At 71.7% G+C, this 7,707-nt stretch carries 10 protein-coding genes; all 10 read left to right on the top strand.

The window, feature by feature from the left end:
• Positions 1–623 (top strand): hypothetical protein (locus IEZ12_RS35265; protein ID WP_308431120.1); only part of this gene is annotated, 623 nt, incomplete at its 5' end.
• A 145-nt stretch (positions 624–768) separates the two neighbouring features.
• A complete protein-coding gene (locus IEZ12_RS35270) occupies positions 769–1,155 on the top strand; it encodes a hypothetical protein (RefSeq protein ID WP_189278199.1) in 387 nt (128 codons plus the stop codon).
• A 1-nt stretch (position 1,156) separates the two neighbouring features.
• Complete coding sequence (locus IEZ12_RS35275; protein ID WP_189278201.1) at positions 1,157–1,750, top strand: hypothetical protein; 594 nt, start codon at positions 1,157–1,159, stop codon at positions 1,748–1,750.
• 14 nt (positions 1,751–1,764) lie between these two features.
• Complete coding sequence (locus tag IEZ12_RS35280; RefSeq protein WP_189278202.1) at positions 1,765–2,220, top strand: hypothetical protein; 456 nt, start codon at positions 1,765–1,767, stop codon at positions 2,218–2,220.
• A gap of 18 nt (positions 2,221–2,238) precedes the next feature.
• Positions 2,239–3,042, top strand: a complete 804-nt coding sequence (locus IEZ12_RS35285; protein WP_189278204.1) for an SPDY domain-containing protein — start codon at positions 2,239–2,241, stop codon at positions 3,040–3,042.
• A 255-nt stretch (positions 3,043–3,297) separates the two neighbouring features.
• Positions 3,298–3,792 (top strand): hypothetical protein, encoded by a 495-nt coding sequence (locus IEZ12_RS35290; protein WP_189278206.1) that lies wholly within the window; start codon positions 3,298–3,300, stop codon positions 3,790–3,792.
• Between the two features lie 162 nt (positions 3,793–3,954).
• The gene (locus tag IEZ12_RS35295; RefSeq protein ID WP_189278218.1) at positions 3,955–5,721 is read left to right on the top strand and encodes a type IV secretory system conjugative DNA transfer family protein; all 1,767 of its coding nucleotides are present in this window, start codon (positions 3,955–3,957) and stop codon (positions 5,719–5,721) included.
• 62 nt (positions 5,722–5,783) lie between these two features.
• A complete protein-coding gene (locus IEZ12_RS35300; protein ID WP_189278219.1) occupies positions 5,784–6,623 on the top strand; it encodes an adenine nucleotide alpha hydrolase family protein in 840 nt (279 codons plus the stop codon).
• Positions 6,620–6,991 (top strand): hypothetical protein, encoded by a 372-nt coding sequence (locus IEZ12_RS35305; RefSeq protein ID WP_189278208.1) that lies wholly within the window; start codon positions 6,620–6,622, stop codon positions 6,989–6,991. The genes IEZ12_RS35300 and IEZ12_RS35305 overlap by 4 nt, the downstream gene beginning before the upstream one ends.
• A 115-nt stretch (positions 6,992–7,106) precedes the next feature.
• Positions 7,107–7,661 (top strand): hypothetical protein, encoded by a 555-nt coding sequence (locus IEZ12_RS35310; RefSeq protein ID WP_189278210.1) that lies wholly within the window; start codon positions 7,107–7,109, stop codon positions 7,659–7,661.
• Positions 7,662–7,707 lie beyond the last annotated feature (46 nt).

Genomic DNA, 7,707 nt, shown 5'->3' on the forward strand with positions numbered 1-7,707 from the left:
CACCGCCACCGCCGCCGCGTCCGCCCCGGCCGTCGACCCGCGCATCGCATGGGCCAGCGGACACCAGAACTCCCGCTGACCAGCACCCAACTCCGCTCCCCTCAAGTCCAGTTCACAGGAGATCCGACATAGCTGTCCGAACCCGGTGGTCCGTCGAGCACGACTGCGGCCACACCGTTGATCACGATCTGTCCTCCCGCCCCGCCGACAAGCGCGCCGGCTACGCCCGCTGGCTGGCCACCCGCTCCTGCCGCGACTGCTGGCTCGCCGAGCGCAAGGAGGACACCGCCGAACGCGAGGCGTGGATCGCTGCCCGCCGCGCCGAGGAGCAGGAGGCCGCCACCGCGTGGGCCGCCCAGTTCGGCATGCCGCCGCTGGAGGGCCCCGAGCGGGCTATCGCCTGGGGCGAGCGCTGTCGGCACCAGCTTGTGACCACCGCCTACCAGGCCCTGGTGGTCGAGGGCCCGGTCACCGAGGAGGCGTGGCTGGCCGTCGAGGAGCAGTTGCGCACGCTGGACAAGGCCGGCTGGTGGATCGACCAGCGCGAGTCCGAGCCGGCCGACCTCCCCGAGCTGGCCGCCGCCGCCACCAGCGCGGACCGCGTCACCGAGAACCCGAACTGAGCACCGGCCCCGCCACTGCGGCCCGGCGGCCTGCCCACCCTCCACGTTCCCGCTGACCCGCCCCCCAGGAGACGCGCTGCCCTCCAACTCCGAACGCCTCTACCACTTCTACGTCGACGGCGCTGCACACGGGCCCTATCCGGGCATGGTCGACCCCCGCGAGAGGACCGGCCACATCGGGCCCTACTGCAGCCCGGCCTTCTCCCGGCCGGTCGCCGAGCAGATCGTCGTCGACCTGCACTCCGACAACTGCGGACTGACCGGCCGCTGGGACGGCAGCCTGCTGGTCTTCGAGTGGACACCCGACTACGACGGGGACGGCGGCACGGAGACCGTCACCCCGGACGAGCACGGCCGCTACCGAATCGGTGGCCGCTGGCCCTGGGACTACGACGGCCCGCTCGATGCCGCCGAGCGCCACCAGGCCGCACTCGCCCGCTCCGCCGCCCGTCTGGGCAACCGCCCGCCCCTCGTCGCGGCGCCGGTGCTCGCCTCGGTCGGCCCGACGGTTGCACCGGCCCCGGGACGGTGACGTGCACCCCACGATCGCCCGGTACGCCTCCACCCGCGACCTGCTCGCCTCCGCCACGGCCGCCGCCGCCCAGCAGCGGCAGGACTTGCGTCTGATCGCCGCCTGGCGGCCCGTCGCTGACCTGCCGGCGCTCCACCAGGCGGCGTTCGCCGCGGAATTGGCCGCGCACCTGCCGCCGCCGGCCGGGCCCGCCGCCGCCCTGCGCACGAGGTTGGTGTGGCAGTGCACCCTGCGCACCGACCCCGATGCCCCAGGCCCTGCTGACCACCGCTTCCAGGAGACCGCCCGGCGCATCCTGGCCGCCACCGGAATCGCCACCGACGGAGACCCCGCCTCGTTCCGGTGGGCACTGCTGCGGCTCGGCGGCCACGAGGCCCGCCTCGTCGCGCCTCTCGCCCGGCCGGACGGCAGTGTCGTGGACACCGGCCGCGACCGTTCCCTCGCCCTGGCCGTCTGCCAGCTCGCCGAGAGCCGCGGCACCGGCGCCCACCGCCCCCGCGCGGCGACGGCCGGCACCGCCGGCCACCGGGCCGGTCTCCTCTCCACCCCTTCTCCTGTCGTCTCCGCCGCGGCCCGATCCGGGCGGCGCCTGTAGAAAGAGGACGACCGTTGTCCGACGCCCCCGCTGCCAGGCCCCTCGATGTCGCCGAGCAGGCCATCGCCCGTGCCGGCCGCGCCTTCGCCGAGATCGTCGAAATCGCGCCGTCGCTGACGGCCCGCGAGGCCGCCGAGGTGCTGCTGGGCCTCACCCTCATGCCCGGTGCGGTTCAGCAACTCGCCGACGCCGTAACAGAGATCGGCCGTCAGGTCGCTCAGCAGTACGGCGACCGACCGCCGCTGTGGGAGCCGCTGCTCACGGAGGCCACCGCCATCTCCGCTGCGGCCTTCCGCACAGCCGCTACCGCCGACGCCATCGCCGAGGCCGCGGACGAGACCACCCGCAGCCGGGCCGCCACCACCCAGTCCCCGGCCCTGCGGGCCGCCGGCACCACGGCCGCGGTCCACCTCTCCCCGGCCGTCGCCGTGCCGCCGCACCCCCGCATCGTCGAGCCTCCCCACCGCTGACACCCAGAGGACCCGCCCTTGACCACCTCACACCCGGCCGCCGCCCAGGACGAGGTGCACGTCCGGCCGCGCCACCTCGCCGGCCCCGGCCCCCTACCGGTCCTGGCACCGCTGCTCCACCTCCACGAGTGGCCGCACCGGTACGACGAATCCCTCGCCCAGATCGTCGCCACCAGCCCGTGCCGTCGCATCGAGATCGCGATGGAACCGCACCGGGTCTTCCACCTCTACCGGGTCAGCGTCCGCAAGCACCCGGAAGACGAAGTGCCCTACTGGCAGGCCACGTTCACCAAGGACACACCCGGCGAGATCGTCGGCGCGTTCGTCCAGGCCGTCGCTGCCGACCGGTACACGATGCCGGAGGAGATCGTCGCCGAGCCCACCGCCTCGCCGACGACCGCCTGGCGCCCGCTGTTGAAGGCCGGCTGGCACCTCAAGGACGACCCGCACTTCGTCCGCCTCACGTCGCCGGACGGCACCACCAGCTTCACCCACTCACCCACCCTGACCGACGACAGGTGCGGGGAGGGCGTAGGCGCCTGGATGGCGGACTCCACCTTCGGCCCCGACTGGAGCGACCAGTGGACGATCGTGCTCGGCCACTCAACGCCCGTGCGGTACCTGGCGATCCTGGCCTCCGCCATCGCCGACCCCACCCCCGTGGTCCGCCGCCGCAACACCCTGTCCGAGGCCGCCCTACCCCGTCTGGCCACCTGGCCCGCCCGGCCCGCCGATCCCGCCCGCCGCTTCACCGCCGTCGAGTACACGGGAGCCATGTTCAACCCCCGCCACCCCGGCCACGGCCACCCCCCATGCCGCTGAGCAGGAAGGACACCCCTGTCCGACTCCACCGAGATCGTCTTCGCCCGCTTCCCCCTCCGGGAAGGCTCCGTCACCACCGGCAGCGCCTGGGCCCAGGCCACCGACCTGGCCAGCCGGGCCCTGCTCGCCCGCGCCGGATTCTCCAACGACGGCCTCAGTGCGATCTTCACCGCCGAGGACGCCGACCACAGCGACGTCAACCAGCGCATCCGCCTCGCCGAGCAGCTCCTCACCGAGGCCGGGTACCCCACCCGCGTGGTGCCCCCGCTCCCGATCCGCCGGGTCGAGAGCACCTTCGGCGAAAGGGACTTGGCCTATCTGCAGTCCCGGTTGGTGCAGGCGACCGCCCAGGTCCACCGGGCCACCTCGGCGGAGGACGTCACCACGGTGGCGCTCGCCGTGATGGATCCCGAGACCGGCCTGCTGGAGCGGCTCACCGCGCTGCTGGACACCGCCTCCCAGCGGCTGGAGACCCTCACCGACCAGGATCTGCTGTCTGGCTCCGCCATGGCCACCGCCCTGCGGGACGCGCGCGCCCAACTCACCGCCGCGGGCTACCGCGTCGCCGAGGCCCAGCTGGTCCGCCCGCACGAGACCGACGAGCAGTCGCCAGCCCCTGCCGCGCCCCGCTCCGCTGCGGCCCGCGCCCGCACCGCACCACCTGCGCGTCCCGCTGCCCCGACCGGCGCCGCCCCCACGTCGCTCACCCCCCGCACACCTACGTCGGCCAAGGCGTCCGCCTCCCGCTGACCACGCAGTCCCCGCCGGCTGACCACCCGCCGGCCGCCGGGCCGATCACCCACGTCTCGGGCCTCCGTCCCGCCGTGATCGCCGCCCGCTCACCGCCCGCTCCGGGCCCCTGCCGCCGCGCGCCCCTGCCCGGCAGGCCGCACCCCCTCAAGGAACCCGCTCCTGCCCGCCTCTCCCAAATCCCCTTCTGCCAGCCCCGGTTCCGATGCCCTCCTCTACGCGCTCATCGGCGCGGGCGTCGTGGTCGCGGTCTTCGGCACCTTCGCCTGGCTGGGCGGCAACGCCGCCACCGCCGGGACCACCGACCACGCCTCGTGGGCCCCGTTCCAGCCGGTCGACGCCGCCCTGCATCCCGACCGGACCTTCCCGCACCTCAGCCCGCTCCTGCTGCTGATCAGCACCCGCGTCGCCCCGGCGCTGCTGTCGATCGCGCTCGGCGCGGCCGGCCTGCTGCTGTGGTCCAAGCACCGCCGTAAGCCGACCGGCCTCGCCGGCCGGAGCGATCTCGCGCCGCTGCTACCCGCCGAGATCACCGCCAAGGCCCGGGACCTGCGCCCCAGCCTCTCCAAGGCCAAGCCCCGTGAGATCAGCCCTGACGACACCGGCATCCTGCTCGGCGACCTCTCCCCCAGCGGACCCGAGGTCCGCTCCAACTGGGAGGACGTCGCGGTCGCGATCATGGCGCCGCGATCCGGCAAGACGACCAGCATCGCCGTGCCCGCCATCTTGCGGGCCCCTGGCCCTGTCCTCCTCACCTCGAACAAGGCCGCCCGCGACGCCTACACAGCCTGTCTGGAGGCTCGGTCCGAGGTCGGGCGGGTGTGGACGATGGATCCGCAGCAGATCGCCCACACCCCGCAGGCGATGTGGTGGGACATCCTCGCCGACGCCAAGGACTTGCCGGGTGCGCGACGGCTGGCCGGGCACTTCGTCGCCGCGGCCGTCGATGAGTCCTCGCAGGGAGACTTCTGGAGCACCGCCGCCCAGAACACGTTGTGCGCCCTCTTCTTGGCCGCGGGCAGCGACGGCCGGCCGATCACCGACGTCCTCAAGTGGCTCGCGGTGCCCAGCGACCGCACCCCGGTCGATATTCTCCGCGCGCACCAGCTGATCGCCATCGCGGACCAGCTCCAGGGCACTGTCTCCGGTGCGGTCGAAACCCGCGACGGCATTTATGAAACCGCTCGCCAATACGCGGCTTGCCTTCTCGATCCGCAGATCTCCAAGTGGGTCACGCCGAATCCTGACCTGCCGGAGTTCAAGCCGGAGGAGTTCGTCACCCGCAAGGACTCCCTCTTCCTTCTTTCCAAGGACGGCGGCGGATCGGCAAGCGCCCTGATCGCTGCCGCTGCGGATTCCGTGATGCGCACTGCGGTGATCGAGGCTGAGCGCGCCGGGGGCCGTCTCGATCCGCCACTCCTCGCCATTCTGGACGAGGCCGCAAACGTGTGCAAAATCGGTGACCTACCCGACCTCTATTCCCACCTCGGGTCACGCGGCGTCATTCCGATCACCATTCTCCAGAGCTACCGCCAGGGCCAGAAAGTCTGGGGGGAGGCGGGCATGGATGCCATGTGGAGCGCGGCCACCATCAAACTGGTCGGCTCCGGCATCGACGACGCCGATTTCGCCGACAAGCTCTCGCGCCTGGTCGGCGACCACGACGTGGAGACGGTTTCACATTCCACGTCCGAATCAGGCCGCTCCACGTCCGTCAGCATGCGCCAGGAGCGCATCCTGCCGCCCGACCAGATTCGTGCTCTGAAAAAGGGGACGGCGCTTCTCTTCGCTACCGGCCTGCGTCCCGCACTGCTGACCCTGCGGCCCTGGTACAAGGAGGCCGGCGCTGCCGAGGTCGGCGCAGCCTCCTCGCGGCAAACCGCTCTGATCACCGAACGGGCGATGGCCAAGGCCGGTGGTGTCGCGTGATCTACACCACCGAACCGGCCACTCGAATTCTCTCTCTGGGCGCGGGCGTGCAGTCCACAACCCTGCTTCTCCTGTCAGCGCTGGGCGAGCTTCCGAAGCTGGACTACGCCGTTTTCTCGGACACCGGATGGGAACCGGCGAAGGTCTACGATCACCTCAACGAGGTGGAGCGGAAGATCGCCCGACCGGCCAACATACCGATCCTGCGGGTCTCGTCCGGAAATATCCGTCGCGACGCCCTCGACCCCGCCCATCGTTTCGCGTCGATGCCGCTCTATATTCTCAACCAGGACGGCAGCCCGGGAATGACGCGGCGGCAATGTACGGGCGAATATAAGATCAAGCCGATAAAGCGGCAGGTGCGCCAAATCTTGGGGTACCCGCATCCCGCCCGGGTGCCGAATGGCGTGTACGCCGAGCAGTGGATCGGCATCAGCACCGATGAGTTCCATCGCGCCAAGGATTCGGACGTCAAGTACACGCGGCACACCTTCCCGCTGATCGACCTCGGCATGTCCCGATCGGACTGCCTCAAGCTGCTTGCCGAGTACGACTGGGGGGCCACGCCGAAATCGAGCTGCCTGGGTTGTCCATTCCACGGAAATGCCCAGTGGAGGGAAATCCGCGACACTTCTCCCGAGGAGTGGGCGGACGTCGTTGAGTTCGACGCCGCAATTCGGGCCGGGAACGCGCGGGCGAATGCGGACGGGAGGCCGTTGCTGGGGCAGGCGTACCTGCACCGCTCGCGCTTGCCGCTCGACCAGGCGCCGATCGACAAGCTCACCCGGACCGAACTCCGCTCCCTGCAGACGCAGTTGGAGCTGAATGAGGACGAGCTGGAGAACGGTCCCACGGACGGCTGCTCGCCCTTCAGCTGCCGCTCGGGGGAGGCAGTCGCGTGACGGCACCGGCCTCCGGCGCCTCGTACCTCGACCTCCTGCACCGCGCCGGCCCAGACGCCGAACTCAGGGCTGTCCTGGACTCCGCGGAGGACGGCCTCCTCGCGCCGCTCCACCAGTTCCTGGAACAGGCCGCAGAGGTCTTCCGGCAGCGGGGCGATCTCCGCTCCGCTGCCGCCCTCGACGCCCACGCGGCCACGGTTGAGCAGGTCGGCGACGAACTCCACTACCTGGCAAAGGACTTGACCGCACCACCCCGCCCGGTCAGCGGCACCACCGCGAGCATCCGGCCGGCCCGAGCGTTCCCCGCGGCCGTCGCCGAGCCGGTGCGAGCCGCAGGGCGGCCCCCACGGCCGACCCACTCACGGTGACCCCACCCACCATCAGGAGGTTCCTCTGTCTCCCTGGATCAAGTCTGTCGACCGGGCCCAGGCCCTGCGGCTGCTCAGCCCGCTGCCGGACGGCACCGTCACCGGCCTCCGGCAGGTGGCCCGTCGCGGCGACCTGGTCGTCACCGCCGAGCTGTCACAGACCATCCGGCAGGACACCTGGAACGGGGTGCGGATCCGTATCGTCTCCCCGAGCGCCGGAGTGGTCGACGCCAACTGGTTCGGCTTCGCGGAGCACGCGGTCTTCAACGAGAGGAACCAGGCGCCGTCCGCCCGGGACGGCGGCGCGGAGCTCACCCCCTACAACGCCGCATTCATGCTGACCTACAACAGCATCGACGCCTACCGCCTCCGGGACGCCGTCGCCGACTACACCTCCGTCTTCGTACCCCCGCCCGCCCCCGAGTTCACCGCCGCCGCCAAGCTGGGCACCCTCCACGCGACCGCGCGACGGCTGGATCACCTCGGCTCCGTCGATCCGCAGCACCTGACCGGGCGCGCATTCATCCACGCCGAGGTCCTGCGGGAGGTGGTCGGCGAGATCCACCTCAGCCTCTTGCCGCTGACGGGCGAGCGGCAGAGCGCGGACAGCTCGGCGGTCGAGCTGTCCGACGGGCTTGACGCTCTGAGAGGGCGTTCGATACCGATTTAGGCTGCCGCAGGTGGTTTCGGTCGGAGGTATTGCCCGGTTCTGTCCG

The organism is Kitasatospora griseola (assembly GCF_014648555.1).
GTDB classification, from domain to species: Bacteria; Actinomycetota; Actinomycetes; order Streptomycetales; family Streptomycetaceae; genus Kitasatospora; species Kitasatospora griseola.

Bases quoted from the DNA above. Each gene is read 5' to 3' on its own strand.
- IEZ12_RS35270 (WP_189278199.1), top strand. From the start codon at position 769: ATGGTCGACCCCCGCGAGAGGACCGGCCACATCGGGCCCTACTGCAGC.